Source organism: Nitrosomonas sp. (assembly GCA_016703745.1).
Taxonomy (GTDB): domain Bacteria; phylum Pseudomonadota; class Gammaproteobacteria; order Burkholderiales; family Nitrosomonadaceae; genus Nitrosomonas.
The window spans coordinates 108,051-132,623 of sequence record JADJBK010000006.1 but is presented as its reverse complement, the minus strand read 5'-3'; the positions used below and the strand labels follow the sequence as shown (position 1 = coordinate 132,623).

Below are 24,573 nucleotides of genomic sequence, written 5' to 3'. Positions count from 1 at the left end.
TGCGCCATGACGAAAACCTTCGTCACCGGCACGGGTAAGGCCATCCAAATCGGGCGGGAACTCGGCAAGGGGGGAGAGGGTTCGGTCTATGAGGTACCGGCGAACCATTATTGGGTCGCGAAGTTATACAACGCGCACCACCAGCCGGATGCGTCGAAGCAAGCCAAACTGCGTTTTATGGCAGCCACGGCCGATAAAGAGCTCCTGAGTTACGCGGCCTGGCCCCAAGAGGCCCTGCACAAAACTCCCAACGGGCCGGTTGTTGGGTTCTTGATGCCCAAAATTAGTAACCGTCCAACGCTCCCATCTACGCAATCACAATTTTCTGGATTATTCTCCTCTGCATTACCTTACAGGAGGATAAGCCATGGCATTACAGGATGATAAGCAAAAGCATATCAGCAACTGGCAAACGAGCGGTTTGTCGCAGGCAGCCTATTGCCGGGCGCTCGGGTTGAATGCGAAGACGTTTGGGAATTGGTTGCGCGCTCACCGGCGTGGGCGCGATGATATCAAGCTGCCAGCCTTGATTCCGGTTACGATCAAGCCGACAGCGGCGTCAGTGGAAGTATTGCAGCTTCGCTGTCGCGGTACGCATGTGCTGGAATTACCACTGAGCGTTTCCCCGCGATGGCTGGGAGAATTGCTGTCATGTCTGGGTTGATTGCGCACGCGGGTAAGATCTGGCTGGCGGTCGATCCGGTGGATATGCGTCGCGGCATGGATGGCTTATCGATGATTGTGCAGCAGGTATTGGGTCACCCGCCCTGCGCGGGTTCGGCGTTCATATTCTGCAATCGCGCGGGCAATCGCATCAAGGTCTTGCTGTGGGATGGCACGGGGGTGTGGTTATGTCAACGCCGCCTGCATCAGGGGCGGTTTGTCTGGCCGAGGCAGGATGCGGCGTGTGTCGAGTTAGCGCTATCGCAGTGGGAATGGTTGATTGCCGGCGTAGACTGGCGGCGTTTATCGGCGCGGCCACAATGGCATTTTCAGGTGTAGAAAATATGTAATAGTTGTTTATTAACAGTCGGTTGATTGCGAATTCATGGTATAATTCACCTCATGAATTCACTGGCGCAACTAGATCAACTTAACCTCGATACGGCCACCAAACAACAGGTGGTCAACCTGGTTCAGGCATTTCAGTTTGATCTGACCCAGCAAACACAGCAGATGGTTTATGCGCTGGAACTCAAGATTCAGGCGCTCACCCTGGAATTGGCGCATCTGCGCCGTATCCGATTTGGCAGGAAAAATGAAGCGTTGTCTGCCTTGTCACCCAGGCAGCTTTCTTTGTTTGAAGAATCGGCGCTGACCGATATCACGGCCATTGAGGCTGAAATCGAGCAGGTCAACAGCACACCAACCCCAATGCCACCAAAGTGCCGCGTACCCGCGCCGGTCGTCAGCCGCTGCCAGATCACCTGCCGCGCATCGAACACCGGCATGAACCCGCATCCTGCCAATGTGACCGATGCGGCTGCGATCTGACGAACATCAGAGAAGACATCACCGAGCAGCTTGACGTGGAACCCGCCAGATTCTTCGTTCATCGCCACATTCGCCCACAGTACGCCTGCAAATCCTGTGAAACCATCACGGCAGAACCCGTGCCACCGGCAGTCATCGATGGCGGCATGGCCGCTCCGGGCCTGCTTGCCTGGGTAATGACAAACAAATACCTGAATCACCTGCCACTTTATCGCCTGGAGCAGATTGCTGCCCGTGACCAGGTCACGCTGCCCCGTTCCACCCTGGCCGAATGGGTAGGCCGTACCGGCGTAGCCCTGCAACCATTGGTCGATCGCCTAACCTGGCATCTACTGCAGGGCAACACGCTGCATGCCGATGAAACACCAGTTTCACAATTGGAACCCGGTCGTGGCAAAACCCGTAAAGCCTACCTGTGGGCCTACCGCAGCAATGACCTTGAACCCGGGCCGCGTATCATCGTCTTCGACTATCAAGCTGGCCGTAGCGGTCAGCATGCACGGCACTTTCTGCAGAATTGGCAAGGACACCTGATGGTTGATGACTATGCTGGGTATAAAGCACTTTTTCCACAGCCACATCGCCTTGCGTCGAATTGGCCTGCTGGGCGCATGCGCGACGCAAATTCTTTGACCTGCACCAGGCCAATGCCAGCACGATGGCATTGGCAGCGATACAGCGCATCAGCGTCTTATACGCAATCGAAGCAGAAGGCAAAGACCTGAGCATCGAAGATCGCCTGCAACTGCGGGCAGACAGAAGCCTGCCCGCACTGCATGCATTGCATGACTGGCTGATGCAAACCCGTAGCCAGACCGCAAATGGCGGCGGCTCCGCCAAAGCACTCGACTATACCCTCAGACGCTGGCCCGGTCTCATCCGCTACGCACAAACCGGCTTTCTTCCGATCGACAACAACCCGGTGGAGAACACCATCCGCCCGATCGCAATCGGTAAAAAAGAATTGGCTATTCACCGGATCGGAACGCGCCGGTCAACGCGCCGCTGCCATTCAAACCTTGTTCGGTACCGCGCAACTCAACAAACTCGATCCCGCCGCATGGCTTGCAGACACCCTCGCCAGACTACCCACCTGGCCCAATAACCGCATCGATGAATTGCTGCCGCTCACACCAGCGTTCATTCAATCACTTAAACAGCAGGAAAGATAGATGGGAGCGTTGGACGGTTACCAAAATTACAGGAAAAGCCGAACTACACGAGATCTACAGTCCTGCGCATAGGCGCCAAAACTACCCCGATGTTGGCTGGGATTTCTTAATATATGCGGCCAGGAATATGGCTGCTGCATTTGCCGCCCTGCATCGTCATGGTCATCTGATTGGCGACGTCAATCAAAAGAACTTTCTGTTTGGCAGGAACAGCAAAGTTGTTCTTGTTGACTGCGACTCGTACCAAATTAACGCCAAGGGTGTGCACTATCAATGTGAAGTCTGTCTCGCGTCAATTATCTTGGCCGCTTTGACGACAATTATGATGGCCGGTTGAGTTTATTAGCTACTTCATGATTTTTTCTGGTTTTTCCTCCTATAACTTTCACTGTCGATTTCGATGATGGTTGCGTGATGGATGATCCGGTCGATGGCGGCAACGGTCATCATGGTGTCAGGGAAGATTTGATCCCACTGGCTAAAAGGCTGGTTTGAAGTAATGATGAGACTTCCGCTTTCATAGCGATGGGCAATGAAGTCAAACAATACCTGTGTTTCGAATCGGTCTTTTGACATAGCCGATATCATCAACGATCAGTACACGGTATTTATCCAGCCGCGTCATGGCGGACATCAAGTCCAGTTCTTTCCTGGCTTGCTGCAGGAGTTGAACGAGTGCGGTAGCTGATATCCACTTGACGCGGATGCCTTGTTCAATCAAATGCAACCCCAATGCTGCCGCCACATGTGATTTGCCGACACCGGAGGGACCGATCAGCAACACATTGTCTGCCTGGCTCGCCCAGTAGGTATTGTCGCGCAGCGTGATGATTTTTTTCTGAGCGGCTTGAGGCAGTTCGGTCAGCGCCAGAGTGGCAAAGCTTTTGCCGCGCGGTAGTCTGGCTTCATGCGTCCAGTTGCTGATTCTGCTTTGGAAGCGCTGGGCGACTTCCTGTTCGCACAGGGCGGCGAGATATTGGCTGTAGCTCCAGGCGTGTTCTGCGGCTTGATCCTGGAAGTGCCGGTAATGCTGGCCAAAGGCAGGGAGTCTGAGTTCCTTGAGCATCAGTGGGAGCGATTCAGACATGAGCTGCCTCCTTGTGTTGCCCAGTTTCCGCTGAGGAGTTGATCGTAGGTATCCGCAGTGTGTTGTTTGATTGGGATGTCCGGCTGCGGCGCATGCTGCCGCAGAAATCGCTTTTGCAGTGTTTGCAGTTCAGGTAGCGGATGTTGTTGCAACAATTCAGCGGCCAACTGGCTCTCGCAATCATAGTCGTAGGCAAAACGCAGCACCGATACCATCCATTTGCAAGCGAGTCCGGGATCAAATTGTTGTTGTACCCGCGCCCACAGCTGGTGATACTGTGGCGTTGGCAACAGATCATCCCGCAGCCGGGAAAAGCGAAAGGCTTGTGGCTTTGCCGCCAATGCATGAATCACATGACGGTAATCGATGCGCCGGGCGCGTCCTTCTGGCGCTTTCGGATACGCGCGCGGTAAGGTAATGACCGGTGTTTGGCCAACAAAGCATTCCAGACGATCGTGATAGAGATGAACCCGGATGTTCTCGCCAATGAGTCTGGATGGCACACTGTAGAGTCCCCGTTTGACCGCTATGGTGCTACTGGTGGTCACTTTGACGGTCAGTTCACTGAAGTCCATGAAGCGGTAGCGTGGCAGTGGCTGGAGATGCGATTGCTCTTCCGCCAATCGCCCCCTGCAGCGCAGATTGAGCTTATCGACGATCCGTTCAAGAAAACGGCGGTAGGCGCCCACACTTTCGAAATCCGCAGATCCCCGCAGTTTGATCGCCTGCTCAATCCGGTGTTTGAGCGAACCATGGGCATTTTCTACGGCGCCATTTTCATGGCTGACGCCCAGGTTATTGACCGTAGGCTTCATGCCATAGTGTTGACACAGCGCCGCATAAGATTGCGTGAGTTCTTGTTTTTGGCTCGCATTGACGTATGCGGCACTCAGGCTGTCGGTGCGATGTTCCCTGGGCACGCCGCCCAGTTTATGCAAGGCGGTCTGCAATCCATCGGCCAACGCACTATAACTTTCCCCGCCCCGGATGATATGAACAGCACGCCAATGACTATAAGCCAGACGAAACTGATACAGCAGGTGATCAAATGGTTTGCCTGCAATCGTAATTGCCGTACGCGGCCAGGTAAAATCGGACAACCCCTGGTGCCCGGCAGGTACCGACTGGCAAAACATGACCGCCTTACCGGGACCTTGCGTTGCCCGCCAGTGTTTTACACGGCGCTGCAAGCTTCTGAGCAATTTCTCCGGGTATTGGCCGGGATATCGATCATCCAGGTACTCCCAAAGCGTAGTCCCGGTCAGTTCAGGTTCCCCGTACAGCAATGGAACCAATTCGGTCTCCCAAACCAGCGCAAAAGGATCCTGGCGCGTGCGCCATTGCCGTTGCGACTTCTCCACCCGCACACCCTTCTCAATCCTGCGGCCACTGCGGATACTTACCCCCGCTTTCGCAGCCGCTGTCTCCTGACCATGCCCTATCTGACGATTCTTCATATAAATAGCTTCCTGTTGATGAGTGATATGTTTTCCAGGCAAGTTCTTTCTCCTTATATAGAAAAGAACTCATACTGATACTTTCACTCAACCGGTCAAGATAATTGTCGCCTGACCGGACAGGTTAATTGTCGTCTAATAGAAGTCGGAACTCGAGAATTTACGCCACCAGAATTGCAAAGTGTACGTAACCGTCCAACGCTCCCATCTATCTTTCCTGCTGTTTAAGTGATTGAATGAACGCTGGTGTAAGTGGCAGCAATTCATCGATGCGGTTATTGGGCCAGGTCGGTAGTCTGGCGAGGGTGTCTGCAAGCCATGCGGCGGGATCGAGTTTGTTGAGTTGCGCGGTACCGAACAAGGTTTGAATGGCAGCGGCGCGTTGACCGGCACGTTCCGATCCGGTGAATAGCCAATTCTTTTTACCGATTGCGATCGGGCGGATGGTGTTCTCCACCGGGTTGTTGTCGATCGGAAGAAAGCCGGTTTGTGCGTAGCGGATGAGACCTGGCCAGCGTCTGAGGGTATAGTCGAGTGCTTTGGCGGAGCCGCCGCCATTTGCGGTCTGGCTACGGGTTTGCATCAGCCAGTCATGCAATGCATGCAGTGCGGGCAGGCTTCTGTCTGCCCGCAATTGCAGGCGATCTTCGATGCTCAGGTCTTTGCCTTCTGCTTCGATTGCGTATAAGACGCTGATGCGCTGTATCGCTGCCAATGCCATCGTGCTGGCATTGGCCTGGTGCAGGTCGAAGAATTTGCGTCGCGCATGCGCCCAGCAGGCCAATTCGACACAAGGCGATGTGGCTGCGGAAAAAAGTGCTTTATACCCAGCATAGTCATCGACCATCAGGTGTCCTTGCCAATTTTGCAGAAAGTGCCGTGCATGCTGACCGCTACGGCCAGCTTGATAGTCGAAGATGATGATACGCGGCCCGGGTTCAAGGTCATTGCTGCGGTAGGCCCACAGGTAGGCTTTACGGGTTTTGCCGCGACCGGGTTCCAATTGTGCAACTGGTGTTTCGTCGGCATGCAGCGTGTTGCCCTGCAGTAGATGCCAGGTTAGGCGATCGACCAATGGTTGCAGGGCTACGCCGGTACGGCCTACCCATTCGGCCAGGGTGGAACGGGGCAGCGTGACCTGGTCACGGGCAGCAATCTGCTCCAGGCGATAAAGTGGCAGGTGATTCAGGTATTTGTTTGTCATCACCCAGGCAAGCAGGCCCGGGGCGGCCATGCCGCCATCGATAACTGCCGGTGGCACGGGTTCTGCCGTGATGGTTTCACAGGATTTGCAGGCGTACTGTGGGCGAATGTGGCGATGAACGAAGAATCTGGCGGGTTCCACGTCAAGCTGTTCGGTGATGTCTTCTCTGATGTTAGTCAGATCGCAGCCGCATCGGTCACATTGGCAGGATGCGGGTTCATGCCGGTGTTCGATGCGCGGCAGGTGATCTGGCAGCGGCTGACGACCGGCGCGGGTACGCGGCACTTTGGTGGTATTGGGGGGTGGTGTGCTGTTGATCTGTTCGATTTCAGCCTCAATGGCCGTGATATCGGTCAGCGCCGATTCTTCAAACAAAGAAAGCTGCCTGGGTGACAAGGCAGACAACGCTTCATTTTTCCTGCCAAATTGGATACGGCGCAGATGCGCCAATTCCAGGGTGAGCGCCTGAATCTTGAGTTCCAGCGCATAAACTGTCTGCTGTGTTTGCTGGGTCAGATCAAGCTGAAATGCCTGAACCAGATTGACCACCTGTTGTTTGGTGGCCGTATCGAGGTTGAGTTGATCCAGTTGCGCCAGTGAATTCATGAGATGAATTATACCACGAAATCGCAATCAACCGCCTGTTAATAAACAACTATTACATATTTTCTACACCTGAAAATGCCATTGTGGCCGCGCCGATAAACGCCGCCAGTCTACGCCGGCAATCAACCATTCCCACTGCGATAGCGCTAACTCGACACACGCCGCATCCTGCCTCGGCCAGACAAACCGCCCCTGATGCAGGCGGCGCTGACATAACCACACCCCCGTGCCATCCCACAGCAAGACCTTGATGCGATTGCCCGCGCGATTGCAGAATATGAACGCCGAACCCGCGCAGGGCGGGTGACCCAATACCTGCTGCACAATCATCGATAAGCCATCCATGCCGCGACGCATATCCACCGGATCGACCGCCAGCCAGATCTTACCCGCGTGCGCAATCAACCCAGACATGACAGCAATTCTCCCAGCCATCGCGGGGAAACGCTCAGTGGTAATTCCAGCACATGCGTACCGCGACAGCGAAGCTGCAATACTTCCACTGACGCCGCTGTCGGCTTGATCGTAACCGGAATCAAGGCTGGCAGCTTGATATCATCGCGCCCACGCCGGTGAGCGCGCAACCAATTCCCAAACGTCTTCGCATTCAACCCGAGCGCCCGGCAATAGGCTGCCTGCGACAAACCGCTCGTTTGCCAGTTGCTGATATGCTTTTGCTTATCATCCTGTAATGCCATGGCTTATCCTCCTGTAAGGTAATGCAGAGGAGAATAATCCAGAAAATTGTGATTGCGTAGATGGGAGCGTTGGACGGTTACAAGTGTACAATCTTTCAGTCAGGTAATCCGTACTAAAAATCATGACAATTTTGGTTTGGCGCTGTTGATCTTCCACTTGCTGTTTGGTGGGCGACATCCCTACTCGGGGGTGCCACTCCGGGCCGATGCGGGTGAAGCTTTGGAAAAGGACATCCAAGCCTTTCGCTATGCCTATGCCCCCGACGGGCAGCAGCGCGGCTTTACCCCCCCACCCAAATCCATCCCGATCTCCATTGCCCCCGTCCCCATTCAAGCCATGTTCACCTTGGCGTTTACGGAAAACGGCGCGAAGGGAAGCCGCCCCACAGCCCAGCAATGGGTAACCGCCTTGGACGGTTTACGGGGGCAATTGAAGCGTTGTGCGACGACACCAATGCATGTCTATCCTGGCCACATTGGCCGGTGCCCGTGGTGTGTGTTGGAAGATCACGGGGTTATCTACTTTTTGGATATCCAAGTGGGGATTACCGCCACCGGGTCCACTGGCTTTATTTTGGCGCGGGCCTGGGCGGCGATTGAAGCCGTGCCGCCACCTCCAGCAATCCCCATCCCAAACATCGCCACCATTGCGGTTAAACCCACCCCATTACCACCGGGCATCCAACAACAAGGGATGATTACTTTCTGGCGGATCGTTATTGTTGGGGTTGCGCTTTGGCTTTTTGCCGTTATCCCCGGGGCGTGGTTCTTCGTGCTGGGGGGGGCATGTTGGATGTGGGCAGTGGTGAGTAATCTAGGGAGAGATGAGCGTAAAGCCGAACGAATCAAACGCCAAGCGGCACGGGATGCCGCTCAGCAGGCGTGTGACCAGATCATCGCGCGGGCACAACAAGAAACCAATCCTGAAGCGTTCAGTAAGCGGAAACAAGAACTCGCCCAATTGCGGAATGAATACCAACATCTGCCCGAACGTGAGAAAACGGAAATCACCAACCTGCACGCCACGGCGGAAGCCCGGCAGAAACACCAATTCTTAGAACGCCACTTTCTTGATGCCGCGTCAATTTCTGGGGTTGGCCCCGCCAAGAAGGCCGCCTTGAGGTCATTCGGGATTGAAACAGCGGCGGATGCCACCTGGAACAAAGTTATCTCCGTGAAAGGCTTTGGCGAAGTCTTGACGCGGGCCGTAGTGGATTGGCAGAAAGCCTGTGAACGCAGGTTTGTCTTCAATCCCAATCTGGCGGTAACCGAAGCTGATAAGAACGCCGTGCGGGCCAAGATTGCGACCCGTAAACGTACGCTAGAGATTACTCTTAACGCGGGGGCTGCGGAGCTACAACGCCTGCGCCAAGATATGATCAGTAAAGCGAAACCGCTAAGCCCCGCATTGCAGGCGGCCAGCCAGAAATTGGCCCAAGCACAGGTTGATTTCAATGCTATTTAGTGTCTGCCCGAAAACCCAATTTTCACCCTCAATCCGCCTGATTCCTGATCACCCTGAGTAAAAGATAGCCAAGTGATACCGCCAGCAACACATCCATTTGTGATTTTTTTATGATTTTTGGAAAATATTTCCGAAAAAGACGGTTTCCGCACAGCAGTCATCGCTGATTGTTCACAATCGAATTACGGTGGAATTGTAACCGTCCAACGCTCCCATCTACGCAATCACAATTTTCTGGATTATTCTCCTCTGCATTACCTTACAGGAGGATAAGCCATGGCATTACAGGATGATAAGCAAAAGCATATCAGCAACTGGCAGGCGAGCGGTTTGTCGCAGGCAGCCTATTGTCGGGCGCGGGGGTTGAATGCGAAGACGTTTGGGAATTGGTTGCGCGCTCACCGGCGCGGGCGCGATGATATCAAGCTGCCAGCCTTGATTCCGGTTGCGATCAAGCCGACAGCAGCGTCAGTAGAAGTATTGCAGCTTCGCTGTCGCGGTACGCATGTGCTGGAATTACCACTGAGCGTTTCCCCGCGATGGTTGGGAGAATTGCTGTCATGTCTGGGTTGATTGCGCACGCGGGTAAAATCTGGCTGGCGGTCGATCCGGTGGATATGCGTCGCGGCAGTAACCGTCCAACGCTCCCATCTATCTTTCCTGCTGTTTAAGTGATTGAATGAACGCTGGTGTAAGTGGCAGCAATTCATCGATGCGGTTATTGGGCCAGGTCGGTAGTCTGGCGAGGGTGTCTGCAAGCCATGCGGCGGGATCGAGTTTGTTGAGTTGCGCGGTACCGAACAAGGTTTGAATGGCAGCGGCGCGTTGACCGGCACGTTCCGATCCGGTGAATAGCCAATTCTTTTTGCCGATTGCGATCGGGCGGATGGTGTTCTCCACCGGGTTGTTGTCGATCGGAAGAGAGCCGGTTTGTGCGTAGCGGATGAGACCTGGCCAGCGTCTGAGGGTATAGTCGAGTGCTTTGGCGGAGCCGCCGCCATTTGCGGTCTGGCTACGGGTTTGCATCAGCCAGTCATGCAATGCATGCAGTGCGGGCAGGCTTCTGTCTGCCCGCAGTTGCAGACGATCTTCGATGCTCAGGTCTTTGCCTTCTGCTTCGATTGCGTATAAGACGCTGATGCGCTGTATCGCTGCCAATGCCATCGTGCTGGCATTGGCCTGGTACAGGTCAAAGAATTTGCGTCGCGCATGCGCCCAGCACGCCAATTCGACGCAAGGCGATGTGGCTGTGGAAAAAAGTGCTTTATACCCAGCATAGTCATCGACCATCAGGTGTCCTTGCCAATTTTGCAGAAAGTGCCGCGCATGCTGACCGCTACGGCCAGCTTGATAGTCGAAGACGATGATACGCGGCCCGGGTTCAAGGTCATTGCTGCGGTAGGCCCACAGGTAAGCTTTACGGGTTTTGCCACGACCGGGTTCCAATTGTGCAACTGGTGTCAACACAACTGGTGTTTCATCGGCATGCAGCGTGTTGCCCTGCAGTAGATGCCAGGTTAGGCGATCGACCAATGGTTGCAGGGCTACGCCGGTACGGCCTACCCATTCGGCCAGGGTGGAACGGGGCAGCGTGACCTGGTCACGGGCAGCAATCTGCTCCAGGCGATAAAGTGGCAGGTGATTCAGGTATTTGTTTGTCATCACCCAGGCAAGCAGGCCCGGGGCGGCCATGCCGCCATCGATGACTGCCGGTGGCACGGGTTCTGCCGTGATGGTTTCACAGGATTTGCAGGCGTACTGTGGGCGAATGTGGCGATGAACGAAGAATCTGGCGGGTTCCACGTCAAGCTGCTCGGTGATGTCTTCTCTGATATTAGTCAGATCGCAACCGCATCGGTCACATTGGCAGGATGCGGGTTCATGCCGGTGTTCGATGCGCGGCAGGTGATCTGGCAGCGGCTGACGACCGGCGCGGGTACGCGGCACTTTGGTGGCATTGGGGGTTGGTGTGCTGTTGATCTGTTCGATTTCAGCCTCAATGGCCGTGATATCGGTCAGCGCCGATTCTTCAAACAAAGAAAGCTGCCTGGGTGACAAGGCAGACAACGCTTCATTTTTCCTGCCAAATCGGATACGGCGCAGATGCGCCAATTCCAGGGTGAGCGCCTAAATCTTGAGTTCCAGCGCATAAACTGTCTGCTGTGTTTGCTGGGTCAGATCAAGCTGAAATGCCTGAACCAGATTGACCACCTGTTGTTTGGTGGCCGTATCGAGGTTGAGTTGATCCAGTTGCGCCAGTGAATTCATGAGATGAATTATACCACGAAATCGCAATCAACCGCCTGTTAATAAACAACTATTACATATTTTCTACACCTGAAAATGCCATTGTGGCCGCGCCGATAAACGCCGCCAGTCTACGCCGGCAATCAACCATTCCCACTGCGATAGCGCTAACTCGACACACGCCGCATCCTGCCTCGGCCAGACAAACCGCCCCTGATGCAGGCGGCGCTGACATAACCACACCCCCGTGCCATCCCACAGCAAGACCTTGATGCGATTGCCCGCGCGATTGCAGAATATGAACGCCGAACCCGCGCAGGGCGGGTGACCCAATACCTGCTGCACAATCATCGATAAGCCATCCATGCCGCGACGCATATCCACCGGATCGACCGCCAGCCAGATCTTACCCGCGTGCGCAATCAACCCAGACATGACAGCAATTCTCCCAGCCATCGCGGGGGAAACGCTCAGTGGTAATTCCAGCACATGCGTACCGCGACAGCGAAGCTGCAATACTTCCACTGACGCCGCTGTCGGCTTGATCGTAACCGGAATCAAGGCTGGCAGCTTGATATCATCGCGCCCACGCCGGTGAGCGCGCAACCAATTCCCAAACGTCTTCGCATTCAACCCGAGCGCCCGGCAATAGGCTGCCTGCGACAAACCGCTCGTTTGCCAGTTGCTGATATGCTTTTGCTTATCATCCTGTAATGCCATGGCTTATCCTCCTGTAAGGTAATGCAGAGGAGAATAATCCAGAAAATTGTGATTGCGTAGATGGGAGCGTTGGACGGTTACGTGGAATTACGGTGGGAATTACGAATTACGGTGACAGGGTTACGGTGACAGTTTACTGAATATACTAATTATGCTATGCTACCGGCATGGCTCGCATACCTCGTATTGTCATTCCCGGCTATCCGCATCACGTGACACAGCGTGGCAATCGCCGTGCTCCAACATTCTTTGAAGATGGTGACTACGAGCTTTATGTGGCATTGCTGGGAGAAGCAGCCCGAAAGGCCGGAACAGAGATCTGGTGTTACTGCCTCATGCCCAATCATGTGCATATCATTGTTGTTCCCTCGGATGAAGATGGATTACGCCGCACTTTTGCCGATGCCCATCGGCGTTATACCGGATATATAAATGCCCGCCTGCGGGTGACAGGGCATTTATGGCAAGGGCGATTTAGCTCGGTTGTGATGGATGAGGAACACCTGATGCATGCCGTGCGATACGTCTCGATGAACCCGGTTCGTGCCGGGTTGGTTGAACGGGCAGAAGCGTGGCGCTGGTCAAGTGTTGCCAGTCACCTGTCAGCGCAGGACAACGAGTTAGTCAAGGTTGCGCCTGTGCTGGATCGTTATGGTGATTTCGCTACCTTTCTTGCTCAGGAAAATATTGCCGAGGTATACAAAAGACTTCGTCAGTCAGAAACAACGGGGCGACCCTTGGGTTCGGAGGATTGGGTCGAAAAGTTAGCGGCAATGACTGGCCGTGAACTTAAAGCGAAAAAACGTGGCCCCAAAAGAATAAAGGGCGGGAGTTAAGTATATTTAGTAAACTGTCACCGTAATTACAGACTGTAAAATACACAAAATAAGTCATAAAAATAAAGCTAAATTCATATCTTGTTCTTAACGACAAGTTGTTGACATAATTTTATAATCAAATAGCTGGTCTTAATAGATATTAAAGCTGAAGTTATGCTTATAACCAAAACCTAATAAGGAAGTTAGTGTATGTATATCCAGTGGAAAAAATCATACGAAACAGGCCATTCTCTTATTGATGCAGAACACCGCCTGCTAGTCATGCTTTTTCGCAAGCTCGACGTAGCTATCAAGACTCGTGAGTCTGAAGCATCAGTTTCACGCATCGTTCAAGAAGTTAAACAGTACGTAAAATTTCATTTTACAAGCGAAGAAAATCTTATGTATGAAACAAACTATCCTAGAATAGAAGGACACATAGCAATTCATACCCACCTACTGGTGGAATTAAACAACATGACGAGTAAACTTACTTTGCACCAGGAGTTTCCTGAAGACGTACTCGATTTTCTCTCTGATTGGTTAACCAATCACATCGCGCATCACGATCAGCTATTAGCCAAACACGTTGATAGTGCCACAGACCGGCCTGTAGCTGAGTTAATTTACCCCGAGTATCTACAAACGATTATCACACAGGTTTCTACACCGGATTAAGGCTGTTGTCTTGTTTGTACTCAAGCTTAGACATTCAGCATCCGGACGCAACCATCATCGAAATCGACAGTGAAAGTTATAGGAGGAAAAACCAGAAAAAATCATGAAGTAGCTAATAAACTCAACCGGCCATCATAATTGTCGTCAAAGCGGCCAAGATAATTGACGCGAGATAGGATAAACAGCGTTGGTCAAAAGCAATTTCGCCATGCGGTTAATTCAGTAACCATGATTTTGATACCATCGTACAGCGTCTTCAAGTGCATACCGAGCCGGGCGGAATGTGTAACCTAATGTCTTAATTGCTTTCTCACTGGTAAAAAACATCATTTTTCTTGCCATGCGAATGCTGTCCAGCGTAGCTCTGGGTTCCTTATGAGTGATAGCTGCGATTTGTTCCATGAACCATGCGATGGGAAGCATAAGATTCGTCGGCAGATTGATACGTTTTTTACGCTGACCGATAATATCGTCAAGCGTTTCCAGCACTTCCAGCAGGGACATATTGTCGCCACCGAGGATATAGCGTTCGCCTGTTTTTCCATACTGACATGCCAGCAGATGACCCTGAGCGATGTCATCGACATGTGCAATATTCAGGCCGGTATTTAGATAGGCAGGCATTCTGTCATGCAGGGTATCCAGAACGATGCGTCCAGTCGGTGTTGGTCGAATATCGCGCGGGCCGATTGGTGTTGATGGATTGACGATGACCACGGGCAATTGATGCTGCCGTATCAAGTCTTTAACCCTCTGTTCTGCAATGTATTTTGATCTTTTATAGTGACCATTGATCTGTTTCAGGGTGACGGGTATTTCTTCGTCGGCTGGCGTTCCATTAGTTGTCAGTCCCAGGGTTGCGACGCTGCTGGTATAGATAATACGTTTCAATCCGGCATTGGCGGCGGCAATGATTAGTGTTTCGGTACCGTGTACGTTGATGTCGTACATGGTTTGAGGATCAGGTACCCACAGACGGTAATCCGCAGCAACATGGAAAAGATAATCGCAGCTTTCAACTGCCTTTTCCAGCGAGCACCGATCACGCAAATCGCCTTCAAAAATTTCAACTGGCAGGTTATCGATATTGCGCCGGTCGCTGTTGGGTCTGATCAAGAGCCGTACTTCATGCCCCGCTTTCAGCAGGCAAAGCATAACTGCTGAACCTAAAAAACCCGTTGCGCCTGTGATGAGAGATTTCATGACAGAATACTTTGATACTCTGAACCTATTGTCATCCGGTTATTTCGGACGATGCGCATGAGGGCTCCTTCGAATGAAGTTCGTTTGTGGAGGTGAATTACGGTGACAGTTTACTAAACACACTTAGCTCCCACTCTTTGTTTTTTTGAGGCTGCGTTTCTTCGCCCTCAGTCCACGGCCAGTCATTGCTGTTAACTTTTCGATCTAATCCTCCGAACCGAATAACCGGGCATCGCAATACGAGGTAAGCGAGCCATGCCGACAATATGATATGGCATATTTAGCAAACTGCCACCGTAATTCACTGTAATTGTGACGACAGCCTGGCCTTGATGCTGATATCCTGCCAGGCTGTCATCCGGTTACGGTCACCGCTGCTATTGATTCTGAGCGGCTATTCAGGGATTCGGGTCAGAATAGCGGTTTCTCTAGGATCCTTGAAATCTGCGCTGCCCTCGCTGAACAACCCAACAATCAACTGCTCGCCACTTTGGCGGATGCCAAACAGATTATTTTGTAACCAATTAAAATTGATTGTTGGGGTACTAAATGAAGCTCTCCCAGAGACAAATCCATACGACCAGTTGGCTGTTAAATTAGGCACGATATCCCTGTCGCCAATATCGGGATGTCCCGCAGCAGGACCGGACACAATTTGTGCGGTAAAATTATCTAAAGCATTACTACAACCTGAGCCGCCAGGTCCAATGCCCCGGATTGTGTAGAGTGAACGGCTGTCATTTAGAATCGTCGGGCCTTCCAGCAAATAGCAAATACCGCCTTGGGTCCTGTAAAGCCCGGTGCGGATGCTCGCGATTGTCTGCACGGGTTGGGACAATGCAACCGAGGAGATTTCCTCGAACACAAACCCCTGATTGGGCAAAAAGGTAAATTTGAACGACGCATCATATAGCGTGGTCTGGCCGGTATCGATATCCGTTACCGGGACGCGCAGCATATTGATGTTGCGCCCGGAGCCGATCACGTGGCCAGCATGAAAATCAACATTCAGACTTGTTCCGGGAACAATCTCCGACATAGCCGGCCCAGACAGCAGACCACATACCATTGCAACTAGCAAGGCTGAAAATAATTTATTATTCATTTTGCATGTCTCCTTTGTTTTTGAAAAATCCCCTCTACACAATTCTATAGCGGGCGGAAAATATGCTAAACCATACCTCGCAACCCTGCAACCTTGATATCAAACGTGCACGCCAGGAAAACGCATGAAATTCAAGATACCGGCGAATAGCCTGAAACTTTTTTTGGGTAAAAGATTGGTGGCGAAAATGGAGTTTTCGGGTGGACACTAATTATGCTTGAAAGATTCTGGAAAAAATGGTGTGATAGCGAAGTAACCTCGTATTCTGGTGAAGAGAAGTCGGCTGCATGTACAGCAGGGTGGGGTTACATTTTAAAATTAACGTTGAAGTCCAACCACCTTTCTCCGCGTAGCGGCTTCGTCCAACCCAATTTCTGACAGGATTTCCAATGACAGTTGTTTCCGTCTCTCCACGCTTAACCCCAAAAATTCCACGTATTGGCTTTGTCTCACTCGGGTGCCCCAAAGCGACGGTTGATTCGGAACGAATTTTAACTTGCCTGCGTGCCGAGGGCTATTTGATTTCACCCAGTTATGCCGATTCTGATCTGGTGATCGTTAATACCTGCGGTTTTATCGACAGTGCCATCGCAGAATCCCTTGAAACAATTGGTGAGGCATTGGCCGAGAATGGCAAGGTGATTGTCACGGGCTGTCTGGGTGCAAAAGGGAATATCGTGCGGCAAATGCATCCCAGCGTGCTGGCGGTAACCGGGCCGCAAGCGACAGAAGCGGTGATGGAAGCGGTACACCAGCATTTACCCAAACCGCACGACCCTTATATGGATCTGGTTCCGCCACAGGGAATTAAGTTAACACCCAGGCACTACGCCTATCTGAAAATTTCAGAAGGATGCAACCATAAATGCACCTTTTGCATTATTCCCAGTATGCGAGGAGCGCTGGTCAGCCGTCCGGTTGGCGATGTGCTGCAGGAAGCACAGAATCTCGTTGATGCTGGTGTTAAGGAATTACTGATCATCTCGCAGGATACCAGCGCCTATGGCGTAGATACTGGTTACCGCACTGGTTTCTGGCAAGGCAGGCCCGTACGCACACGGATTACCGATTTGGCAGAGGTTCTGAGAGAATTGGGAATCTGGGTGCGTCTGCACTATGTTTATCCCTATCCACATGTTGATGAACTGGTTCCATTGATGGCGGAAGGCAGTTTGCTGCCTTATCTCGACATCCCTTTTCAGCATGCCAGTCAACGAATTCTGAAACTCATGAAACGACCGGCTAACAGTGAGAATGTCTTGGCACGCATACGCAATTGGCGCAGCCTCTGCCCTGATATGGCCATTCGCAGCACTTTCATAGTGGGCTTTCCAGGAGAAACCGAATCAGAATTCAATGAATTGCTGGATTTTCTGACAGAAGCACAGCTTGACCGGGTTGGCGCATTTATGTATTCCCCAGTTGAAGGTGCAGCGGCTAACCACTTGCCAGATCATATTTCCCCGGAATTGCAGCAGGAACGGCTGGCATTGTTCATGCAGCATCAGGAAACAATCAGTCAACAACGACTGACCGCTAAAATTGGTAAGGTACTGCAAGTGTTGGTAGATTCAACTGACGAGCATGGTATGGCGACGGCCAGAAGTTACGCTGACGCGCCAGAAATTGATGGACTGGTTTATATTGACCAGGGACAGGCATTGAAAGCTGGAGATCAGATTGAAGTACGAATTGTCAAAGCGGATACACATGACCTGTGGGGCGAGCAAACGACGACTACGTGCTGAAGCCAGGTTAATCATGCTTTCATGACAATAGATACTTTGCGCTAACGCAGCAAAATCCGCTTGATATCGTCGCGTTTTTCTGGTATTGATCTCTACCTTTTATTTATTCATATGTTGATAACTTAACCTTGGCAGAATCAACTATTCTCACAGGGGATGCTGATTCCTGATCCAACAGGTTTCAAAGACCATTATTTCGTAAAATAGGAGACCCGTAGAAATGGGTACACAATTAGAGCCGTCAAAAAAAGTCACGATATCGTACCAACCCAAAAAAGGTGAAGAATATATGTCCCCGGAACAATTACTGCATTTTCGTCAGATTCTGGAGAAACAACGTGACCAGCTAAGCGAGGAAATTAATCGGGCTGTTCATGTCATGCAGGAAGATGCCACTATTTTCGCCGACCCAAATGACCGGGCCAGTCAGGAATCAGATATGACTCTTGAGCTGCGGAATCGTGACCGTGAGCGTAAATTGATCAAAAAAATTAATGAAACAATTGCTAAAATTGATGCAGATGAATATGGTTATTGTGAAAAATGCGGCGTGGACATTGGTTTGCAACGGCTTGAGGCCAGACCCACGGCTTCACTTTGCATTGATTGCAAAACTTTAGAGGAAATTCGCGAAAAGCAGATGGCAAAATAAACCCATACCTGCCTGCTTCAACCCGCAAGACGCAAGACGTTTAACTGGTTAATGTATAGTGATGGCTATCAGCCCGCTGCTTTTTCTGGTTGATACTTTGCCTGATCATCCTCGCTATATTTTTTCTGTACTCTGATAAATTTTCCCTCACCCCTATTAGAAATCGCTCCTGATAGGGATGAGGGGAAGATATTACGATCACAAGCAAACTTAAAGGATTCGCTATGAATTTTTTGCCCATCTTCATGGTGGTCAAAGACCGTCTGTGTCTGGTAATCGGCGGGGGGGAGGTTGCGCAACGGAAGGCGTCCGTGCTGGTGGATGCGGGGGCGGTGGTCAAGATGGTTGCGCCCGAGTTTTCAGCAGAATTGACAAGTCTAATGGGTATTGAGCGCGTAGCGCAGCGATTTCAACCCGGCCATCTGGATGGCGTCGTTCTGGTTATTGCTGCAACAGATGATCATATGGTTAACCGCGAAGTCTCGGAACTGGCGCGTGCACGAAATATTCCGGTGAATGTGGTTGACCATCCGGATTTATGCACCTTCATCATGCCGTCTATTCTGGATCGTTCACCGTTGATGGTGGCATTTTCCAGCGGCGGCGCTTCACCTGTATTAGCCCGAATGCTGCGCGGCAAGCTGGAAACTCTGATCCCACAGGGTTATAGTCGCCTGACTGTATTTTGCGCACGATTACGTCACGCGGTCAAAACGGGCATTACTGAACCGGCCATGCGGCGCATTTTCTGGGAAAACGTGCTGGAGGGTTCTATCGCCGAGAAAGTACTGGCAGGCGATGAGGTCGGTGCGGAAGCCATGCTGTTCGATCAGTTGAAAAATAGAGATAAACAGCCATGTGGTGAAGTGTATCTGGTAGGCGCGGGACCTGGTGATCCAGATCTGCTGACCTTCCGCGCCTTGCGTCTGATGCAGAAGGCAGACGTCGTGGTTTTTGATAATCTGGTATCCCAACCCATTATCGAAATGACACGGCGTGATGCGACACGTATCTATGTTGGAAAACAGCGCAACAATCATACCCTGCCACAGGAGGAAATCAATGTGCTACTGGTGCGACTGGCACGGGAAGGCAAGCGTGTACTTCGTCTCAAAGGAGGGGATCCATTCATCTTCGGACGCGGTGGCGAGGAAATCGAAACGCTTTCTGCGCATGGCATACCTTTCCAGATCGTACCCGGCATCACCGCCGCATCTGGTGTCGCCAGTTACGCAGGTATTCCACTGACACACCGTGATTACGCGCAGTCGTGCACTTTTGTCACCGGACACCTGAAGGATGGCACAACCCATCTCGATTGGGAAAGGCTCGCGCGCCCCAACCAGACCATCGTGTTCTACATGGGCCTGCATGGTCTTGAAACAATCTGCACCCAGCTTATTTCACATGGTCTGCCGGCAAGCACGCCGGCCGCAATTGTGCAGCAGGGAACCACTCAAAATCAGCGCACTTATACCGGTACATTGGCGACACTGCCCGAAATCGTGCAAATCGAAAAGCCCAACCCCCCCACCCTGATCATTGTCGGCGGAGTAGTCGCCCTCCGTGAGAAACTGAACTGGTTTCATCCGGAAAAGCCTGAATGAACCAACCGGGCAATGCGTTATTCCTGACCAGACTATGCATTAACCCAAGATATCGACACACCAGAGTTATTACCGGTTGACAGTCTGGCATCACTGTTCTGTTGTCATCCAGGCGTTCTCAAGCGTCACGTCCATTTGCCGTTATGTTATCTATCAAGCATTTCCAGAAGCAGCAGCAGGAACAAGAATCATCTGCTTGCTTTCTGGCTCTGGAAAAGTTGCCTGACGTTTAAACATACGTTTCATGCTGATTCAAATTCAGGCATGCAACGGCTGCCTGAATAGGGAAATGGCTCGATAATGATTGCTGCGGATATTCACGAAACCACACATACTCTGATTGATTTCAGGAATATAAAAACAACCCAACCTGAAATTATCGCCAGAATCATCGAAATAGACGAGACTTCACCCAATTGTTTCAGGGAGATGGATTTCCTGTTGCGCGCAGATCAGGCAGTAGCTTCATTTATTTTGCGTGTTGCCAATTCCCCAATCTATAACCGCAGTCAACCTATTCGCACGCTACCAATTGCAATCAGCCTGCTGGGCATCAATATCATTCGCTCACTGGTAATTCTGGCTTTCTCCCGCTCGGTATTTTCCAAAAGTAAAAATACCCTGGTGTGCAAGCACATTTGGCATCATTCATTGCTGACCGCAATCGCCAGTTACAACCTGTGTCTTGAACTGGGTGAAGCAGCACAATGCGAGGAAGCCTTTGTTGCAGGTCTGGTTCATGATATCGGCAAAGTACTGCTTTTCTCACATGCCCGCAAAGCGTATATGCAGGCTCTGGGTTATACACTGGAGCACAATTGTTCCAGTGTAGAGGCGGAGCAGCTATTTCTTGGCACTGACCATCGCCAAATCGGTTTACAGGCAGTACACGAATGGCGATTGCCAGCGCAATTCTCCCTTTATGTAGGCACCAATCTCGATCAACTCTCCAGTCAACAAGCCGAAAACAAGGTTTTGCTCTGCCTGGCGGTTGCCAATACCTATGTCAAGGGAATAGGAATTGGCGCAAATCCGCTGGAGCCGGAAATTTTGAAGGCGCATTTATCAGTTTATGGCCTGATGGAAGAATTAATTGATTCTCTACTTGAGACAACCTATCTACAAACGCTGATGGATAACGAAATTTTTCAGTATTGTGCACATGATCAACACTAAAACCAATGTGAAGGCTATTGATACCTCGTTAGATGAGGCGGATGAATCAATCTTTCCACCGATTGTCATCACGTCATTAAAGCAGAACATCTGGGTCACGCTTGAACAGAATATCGCCTATTCACTCCAGCAACTTAACTGCCCTCGCCTACTCGATTCCACTGTACTGTTACTACACAAACTGGTCACCAATCTGGTTAAAACCATGCACCAGCAGGTATTTCAGCAGGTTATCAAACGTGATCTTGGCATCGATGCTGATATACCAGATGAGCTGACCACATTACTGCAAAATGAACTGAATACACATGGCGACCGCAATCTTGAAAACATTTGTAGAGAAAATAACTTCCAGATTACCGTAACTTTTCCCAAAGCGGCTCATACCCTGGTATCCATCTCTTATCCAGCCTGTTGTGAGCAGGCGGCTTATCTGGATAAAAAGCTGGCTGAGGCCATTGGATTTGTCCTCACCAAACGCGCCTCTGGAGAGGCTGACTCAGCTTATGCAGTCGCTTGCCTGACGCGAAATGATTCGCTTGCGGCACAATCGTTACACGCTGTTCTGCCGGGTTATCCTGAATTACTCGATGCATCCAGTGAATTCGAGAAACTACAAACCATTTTTACCCGGCTAAGCTATGGTCTGATCATTTTTTCCAGCGCGGGTGAAGTGCTGTCAATTTCTCCCAGTTTGTTGCAAGCTTTAAAGCTGGAAACCACCTTTGCCGCTGTCGAAACTTTTGCTACAGTCATTCCTGCGCATTTCTACAATGATGTCATTTGGGGAAGCGTACTTGAATCGACCGATGGCACATTTGAGAATTACCGCGTTCGTATCAAGTTTTCATGCCAATCGGGTATTTTCTTTGTTATGTTTAATGTCAGCGGCTATCGCCACGCAGATTCATCGATTCGCAGTTTGTGGCAGATCGTCTCCCTGGAACAGAAATTCACAGACTCCCTTGCTGAAGGCTCAATATTGAACGAAGCACGGGTGCATAACATCACTCGCAACTATGTACCACAACTGGTCGAGCAAAAAGCTCGCGAAGTTATTCGTCTGGGTGGCAACGAGCTAACCAATGAGGAATGTTTTCTCGCTGTACTGTTTTGCGACATTGTTGGTTTTACGACCTATGTCGAAAACAATGAAAACGAGGAATCCGTCATTCACACCCTGAACTCTATCCTTGGCAGGATTTCCAAAATAACCAACCAGTTTGGTGGACATATTGACAAATTTATGGGGGACTGCGTAATGGCACTTTTCAGGAAACCTCGTAACGCAGTGCTGTGTGCACTGGAAATGCAGAAACACGCAGTGGATATCAATAACATGCGCATGAAAGCCGGTAAAGAATTACTGCTGCTGAGAGTTGGTATTCATTGGGGAAAGGTTGTCATTGGCAATGTTGGCACTCCCGGTCGGCTTGACTGGACAACGATCGGCGATGTAGTCAATACCGCTGCGCGTTTGGAAAAAATTTGCCAGCCCGGAGAAGTACTGATCAGCCAGGAACTCCATGACGCAATTGGCGCAGAAAACCATTCCGAAATTCAATATGGCAGTGTTTTTACCGTCAACCTCAGAGGAAAACGCCGGTTGCAAACGGTCTGCTATGCTCACCCAGCAACCGGCCACACCTAAAAAAGCGTGGAGCGATACGAAATATAAGGGCATCTCTAAAAAATCCAGATTTTGTCACAACACTTTGTTACTCACAAAAAATATTTACTTACATATCAGTTATATGCGGCGTCAACATTTTTTGTTCGCGCCTCGTTTTGTTTAAAACTTTGAATTTCTAGGAGTCTGTCGGATAGGATAAATTAGCGAGGCGTATGCAGAAAACGAGCTTCAATATTTAGTCGCTAAATGTTCTTTGCTGCACATTCGAGTAAAACCGAATATTTATTCACCATTGTTTTTCATTCAATTTCCAGCTGGTCAAAGATTTTCTTTATCCTTTGACCATTGTTGCTGCCATTGTATGTATTCGTTTGAAATTGTAAGCCATAGCAACCAGTTTCCATTCGCCCGTCGCAGCTTGAAATCCCCGCAACAGGAACTGGCGAAAGCCTAATACCTGTTTGATAATACCGAATACCGGTTCGACAGTGCTTTTACGCTTGCCATACAGTTCACGCCCGGATTGTGTTTTGAGTTGATACGCCATTCTTTCCAGGGGGTCGTCTGTCCGAGGTTCAGGAGCATCCGGCTGTAACCGTTGTGCTATGGGCAGATGATGCGCTTCACGTCCCAACGCAATGAGTGGAGTAATGCCATGCTCGGCACACGCCTTGACGTTATCCTGGCTAAAGTAGCCGTTATCGGCCAACAGTGCATCGGGCTTGCCGAATTGGTTTTCCAGCTTTTCCAATGTTTCAAGCATTGGCTTGACGCGTTGCTTGTCATTGGTTTCAGTGGTCAGGTCAGTGGCAACAATGAGCATGCTCTCGGTATCGACAGCAGACTGACTGTTATAGCCCTGTATGAAGCCATCGCCGCTGGGCATGATACGGGACTGTTCATCGGTGAGATTGATTTGATCTTTGGTCCTGGGGCCGGTTTCCGGCGCTTTGGGTTCCCGTCCGTGTGGTTTCTGTCCTGCTTTTCGCAGCGCTTCCCGGCGGGCGACTTTGTCTTCATAGTCTTTCTGTGCCTGACGGTCACGCGCCTGGACGCGCTCGTCTATCTTGGCTTTCGCTGCCGCCAAAGCTTCAAGACGCTGTTCACGGCGCGCAAGTTCTGCTGGCAGATCAAGGTCATTATCAGATTCCTGTTCATCCGTTTGCGCCGCTTTGTTCAATAAAAACTGTACTTCTTCGTGTAACTGCGCTTCGAGTTTCTCAATATGGCCATGCGATAAGGCTTTGTGCTTCGACGCATTCGCTTTTATTTTGGTGCCGTCCAGCGATATATTTCCCAGTTTGAACAGCTTCATCGCCTGTGCGATGACCAATACCTGTACAAACAAGTCTTCCAGTTCCACCAGAAATGTCTTGCGAAAATGGGCAATCGTGTCATGATCCGGATGTTGATTGGCCGCGAGAAATCGAAATGCAACTGAATCATGGGTCGCCTGCTCTATCTTGCGACTGGAAAATGTACCAGTGGCATAACCATACACCAATAGCGACAACATCATGGCCGGATGATACGCAGCAGACCCCTTGCCGGAGTAATGATTCGTCAAGCGAGTGAGATTCATCTTCTCGATGACCTCAACGATAAATCGCGCCAAATGATTCTCCGGCAACCATTCATCTATCGAGGGCGGTAGAAGATATAACTGATCACGATCACAGGTTTTGAATTTGCTCATGAGAGTTGGCTTAAGTTTATCTAAGGCAATATTTTAACATTTAACTCTGGGGACACCTTAAGTCCGACAGACTCCTAGAGACACCCATAAGAATATTCACAAAATGA

21 protein-coding genes and 4 pseudogenes are annotated in these 24,573 nt (G+C 50.9%); 14 read left to right on the top strand and 11 right to left on the bottom strand.

Going from position 1 to position 24,573, the window contains the following annotated elements; genetic code table 11:
* The first annotated feature begins 6 nt into the window (after positions 1-6).
* The 5 genes and pseudogenes from IPG31_01730 (at position 7) to IPG31_01710 (ending at position 3,003) form a co-directional block, all read left to right on the top strand.
* Positions 7-384 carry a hypothetical protein gene (locus tag IPG31_01730; GenBank protein ID MBK6617118.1) on the top strand — a complete coding sequence of 126 codons (378 nt, stop codon included), beginning with the start codon at positions 7-9 and terminating at the stop codon, positions 382-384.
* A complete protein-coding gene (locus tag IPG31_01725) occupies positions 368-664 on the top strand; it encodes an IS66 family insertion sequence element accessory protein TnpB (protein MBK6617117.1) in 297 nt (98 codons plus the stop codon). The genes IPG31_01730 and IPG31_01725 overlap by 17 nt, the downstream gene beginning before the upstream one ends.
* Positions 652-1,002, top strand: coding sequence for an IS66 family insertion sequence element accessory protein TnpB (gene tnpB / locus IPG31_01720; protein ID MBK6617116.1), 351 nt, complete (start codon positions 652-654; stop codon positions 1,000-1,002). The genes IPG31_01725 and tnpB (IPG31_01720) overlap by 13 nt, the downstream gene beginning before the upstream one ends.
* Before the next feature lie 63 nt (positions 1,003-1,065).
* Positions 1,066-2,666 (top strand): annotated as a pseudogene (locus IPG31_01715) (IS66 family transposase).
* A 127-nt stretch (positions 2,667-2,793) separates the two neighbouring features.
* Positions 2,794-3,003, top strand: a complete 210-nt coding sequence (locus tag IPG31_01710; GenBank protein MBK6617115.1) for a hypothetical protein — start codon at positions 2,794-2,796, stop codon at positions 3,001-3,003.
* A gap of 14 nt (positions 3,004-3,017) precedes the next feature.
* Here IPG31_01710 and IPG31_01705 read toward each other — a convergent pair.
* From IPG31_01705 to IPG31_01685, 5 genes and pseudogenes are all read right to left on the bottom strand, one after another.
* A pseudogene (locus tag IPG31_01705) lies at positions 3,018-3,753 on the bottom strand (ATP-binding protein).
* Positions 3,732-5,210 (bottom strand): IS21 family transposase, encoded by a 1,479-nt coding sequence (locus tag IPG31_01700; GenBank protein MBK6617114.1) that lies wholly within the window; start codon positions 5,208-5,210, stop codon positions 3,732-3,734. The pseudogene IPG31_01705 and the gene IPG31_01700 overlap by 22 nt, the downstream one beginning before the upstream one ends.
* A gap of 208 nt (positions 5,211-5,418) precedes the next feature.
* On the bottom strand, positions 5,419-7,020 hold the full coding sequence (locus IPG31_01695) for an IS66 family transposase (protein MBK6617113.1): 1,602 nt from the start codon (positions 7,018-7,020) through the stop codon (positions 5,419-5,421).
* Positions 7,021-7,083: 63 nt separating this feature from the next.
* Positions 7,084-7,434, bottom strand: a complete 351-nt coding sequence (gene tnpB, locus IPG31_01690; GenBank protein MBK6617112.1) for an IS66 family insertion sequence element accessory protein TnpB — start codon at positions 7,432-7,434, stop codon at positions 7,084-7,086.
* A complete protein-coding gene (locus IPG31_01685) occupies positions 7,422-7,718 on the bottom strand; it encodes an IS66 family insertion sequence element accessory protein TnpB (GenBank protein ID MBK6617111.1) in 297 nt (98 codons plus the stop codon). The genes tnpB (IPG31_01690) and IPG31_01685 overlap by 13 nt, the downstream gene beginning before the upstream one ends.
* Before the next feature lie 136 nt (positions 7,719-7,854).
* Here IPG31_01685 and IPG31_01680 point away from each other — a divergent pair, with 136 nt between their 5' ends.
* Together IPG31_01680 and IPG31_01675 are read left to right on the top strand one after the other, a co-directional pair.
* Positions 7,855-9,183 carry a helix-hairpin-helix domain-containing protein gene (locus IPG31_01680; GenBank protein MBK6617110.1) on the top strand — a complete coding sequence of 443 codons (1,329 nt, stop codon included), beginning with the start codon at positions 7,855-7,857 and terminating at the stop codon, positions 9,181-9,183.
* Positions 9,184-9,459: 276 nt separating this feature from the next.
* Entirely contained in the window at positions 9,460-9,756 is a 297-nt protein-coding gene (locus IPG31_01675) for an IS66 family insertion sequence element accessory protein TnpB (protein MBK6617109.1), read from the top strand.
* 78 nt (positions 9,757-9,834) lie between these two features.
* Here IPG31_01675 and IPG31_01670 read toward each other — a convergent pair.
* The 3 genes and pseudogenes from IPG31_01670 to IPG31_01660 all read right to left on the bottom strand — a co-directional run bounded on the left by IPG31_01670 (position 9,835) and on the right by IPG31_01660 (position 12,150).
* Positions 9,835-11,451: pseudogene (locus IPG31_01670) on the bottom strand (IS66 family transposase).
* 63 nt (positions 11,452-11,514) lie between these two features.
* Complete coding sequence (gene tnpB, locus IPG31_01665) at positions 11,515-11,865, bottom strand: IS66 family insertion sequence element accessory protein TnpB (protein ID MBK6617108.1); 351 nt, start codon at positions 11,863-11,865, stop codon at positions 11,515-11,517.
* Positions 11,853-12,150 (bottom strand): annotated as a pseudogene (locus IPG31_01660) (IS66 family insertion sequence element accessory protein TnpB). Before IPG31_01660 ends, tnpB (IPG31_01665) begins: the two are co-directional and overlap by 13 nt.
* Before the next feature lie 167 nt (positions 12,151-12,317).
* On the opposite strand from IPG31_01660, the gene IPG31_01655 reads away from it, so the two are divergent.
* Together IPG31_01655 and IPG31_01650 are read left to right on the top strand one after the other, a co-directional pair.
* On the top strand, positions 12,318-12,986 hold the full coding sequence (locus tag IPG31_01655; protein ID MBK6617107.1) for a transposase: 669 nt from the start codon (positions 12,318-12,320) through the stop codon (positions 12,984-12,986).
* Between the two features lie 192 nt (positions 12,987-13,178).
* Positions 13,179-13,646, top strand: a complete 468-nt coding sequence (locus IPG31_01650) for a hemerythrin family protein (GenBank protein ID MBK6617106.1) — start codon at positions 13,179-13,181, stop codon at positions 13,644-13,646.
* Positions 13,647-13,865: 219 nt separating this feature from the next.
* On the opposite strand, the gene IPG31_01645 is transcribed toward IPG31_01650, so the two are convergent.
* On the bottom strand, positions 13,866-14,849 hold the full coding sequence (locus tag IPG31_01645) for an NAD-dependent epimerase/dehydratase family protein (GenBank protein ID MBK6617105.1): 984 nt from the start codon (positions 14,847-14,849) through the stop codon (positions 13,866-13,868).
* A 394-nt stretch (positions 14,850-15,243) separates the two neighbouring features.
* Entirely contained in the window at positions 15,244-15,954 is a 711-nt protein-coding gene (locus IPG31_01640; protein ID MBK6617104.1) for a hypothetical protein, read from the bottom strand.
* Between the two features lie 389 nt (positions 15,955-16,343).
* On the opposite strand from IPG31_01640, the gene rimO reads away from it, so the two are divergent.
* From rimO to IPG31_01615, 5 genes are all read left to right on the top strand, one after another.
* A complete protein-coding gene (gene rimO / locus IPG31_01635; protein MBK6617103.1) occupies positions 16,344-17,702 on the top strand; it encodes a 30S ribosomal protein S12 methylthiotransferase RimO in 1,359 nt (452 codons plus the stop codon).
* A gap of 220 nt (positions 17,703-17,922) precedes the next feature.
* A complete protein-coding gene (dksA, locus tag IPG31_01630; protein ID MBK6617102.1) occupies positions 17,923-18,354 on the top strand; it encodes an RNA polymerase-binding protein DksA in 432 nt (143 codons plus the stop codon).
* A gap of 224 nt (positions 18,355-18,578) precedes the next feature.
* Positions 18,579-19,961: a uroporphyrinogen-III C-methyltransferase gene (cobA, locus tag IPG31_01625; GenBank protein MBK6617101.1), complete on the top strand. Its 1,383-nt coding sequence runs from the start codon at positions 18,579-18,581 to the stop codon at positions 19,959-19,961.
* 300 nt (positions 19,962-20,261) lie between these two features.
* Positions 20,262-21,137 carry an HDOD domain-containing protein gene (locus IPG31_01620; protein MBK6617100.1) on the top strand — a complete coding sequence of 292 codons (876 nt, stop codon included), beginning with the start codon at positions 20,262-20,264 and terminating at the stop codon, positions 21,135-21,137.
* Positions 21,124-22,788 (top strand): adenylate/guanylate cyclase domain-containing protein, encoded by a 1,665-nt coding sequence (locus IPG31_01615; GenBank protein ID MBK6617099.1) that lies wholly within the window; start codon positions 21,124-21,126, stop codon positions 22,786-22,788. Before IPG31_01620 ends, IPG31_01615 begins: the two co-directional genes overlap by 14 nt.
* A 313-nt stretch (positions 22,789-23,101) precedes the next feature.
* On the opposite strand, the gene IPG31_01610 is transcribed toward IPG31_01615, so the two are convergent.
* Positions 23,102-24,466 carry an IS1182 family transposase gene (locus IPG31_01610; GenBank protein ID MBK6617098.1) on the bottom strand — a complete coding sequence of 455 codons (1,365 nt, stop codon included), beginning with the start codon at positions 24,464-24,466 and terminating at the stop codon, positions 23,102-23,104.
* Positions 24,467-24,573: the final 107 nt, after the last annotated feature.

Coding starts and splice junctions, on each gene's coding strand:
- cobA (MBK6617101.1), top strand. CDS start 18,579: ATGAATTTTTTGCCCATCTTCATGGTGGTCAAAGACCGTCTGTGTCTG.
- IPG31_01615 (MBK6617099.1), top strand. CDS start 21,124: ATGATCAACACTAAAACCAATGTGAAGGCTATTGATACCTCGTTAGAT.
- IPG31_01610 (MBK6617098.1), bottom strand. CDS start 24,466: ATGAGCAAATTCAAAACCTGTGATCGTGATCAGTTATATCTTCTACCG.
- IPG31_01725 (MBK6617117.1), top strand. CDS start 368: ATGGCATTACAGGATGATAAGCAAAAGCATATCAGCAACTGGCAAACG.
- tnpB (MBK6617108.1), bottom strand. CDS start 11,865: ATGTCTGGGTTGATTGCGCACGCGGGTAAGATCTGGCTGGCGGTCGAT.
- tnpB (MBK6617116.1), top strand. CDS start 652: ATGTCTGGGTTGATTGCGCACGCGGGTAAGATCTGGCTGGCGGTCGAT.
- IPG31_01620 (MBK6617100.1), top strand. CDS start 20,262: ATGATTGCTGCGGATATTCACGAAACCACACATACTCTGATTGATTTC.
- rimO (MBK6617103.1), top strand. CDS start 16,344: ATGACAGTTGTTTCCGTCTCTCCACGCTTAACCCCAAAAATTCCACGT.
- IPG31_01685 (MBK6617111.1), bottom strand. CDS start 7,718: ATGGCATTACAGGATGATAAGCAAAAGCATATCAGCAACTGGCAAACG.
- IPG31_01675 (MBK6617109.1), top strand. CDS start 9,460: ATGGCATTACAGGATGATAAGCAAAAGCATATCAGCAACTGGCAGGCG.
- IPG31_01655 (MBK6617107.1), top strand. CDS start 12,318: ATGGCTCGCATACCTCGTATTGTCATTCCCGGCTATCCGCATCACGTG.
- dksA (MBK6617102.1), top strand. CDS start 17,923: ATGGGTACACAATTAGAGCCGTCAAAAAAAGTCACGATATCGTACCAA.
- IPG31_01645 (MBK6617105.1), bottom strand. CDS start 14,849: ATGAAATCTCTCATCACAGGCGCAACGGGTTTTTTAGGTTCAGCAGTT.
- IPG31_01695 (MBK6617113.1), bottom strand. CDS start 7,020: ATGAATTCACTGGCGCAACTGGATCAACTCAACCTCGATACGGCCACC.
- tnpB (MBK6617112.1), bottom strand. CDS start 7,434: ATGTCTGGGTTGATTGCGCACGCGGGTAAGATCTGGCTGGCGGTCGAT.
- IPG31_01710 (MBK6617115.1), top strand. CDS start 2,794: ATGGCTGCTGCATTTGCCGCCCTGCATCGTCATGGTCATCTGATTGGC.
- IPG31_01650 (MBK6617106.1), top strand. CDS start 13,179: ATGTATATCCAGTGGAAAAAATCATACGAAACAGGCCATTCTCTTATT.
- IPG31_01700 (MBK6617114.1), bottom strand. CDS start 5,210: ATGAAGAATCGTCAGATAGGGCATGGTCAGGAGACAGCGGCTGCGAAA.
- IPG31_01730 (MBK6617118.1), top strand. CDS start 7: ATGACGAAAACCTTCGTCACCGGCACGGGTAAGGCCATCCAAATCGGG.
- IPG31_01640 (MBK6617104.1), bottom strand. CDS start 15,954: ATGAATAATAAATTATTTTCAGCCTTGCTAGTTGCAATGGTATGTGGT.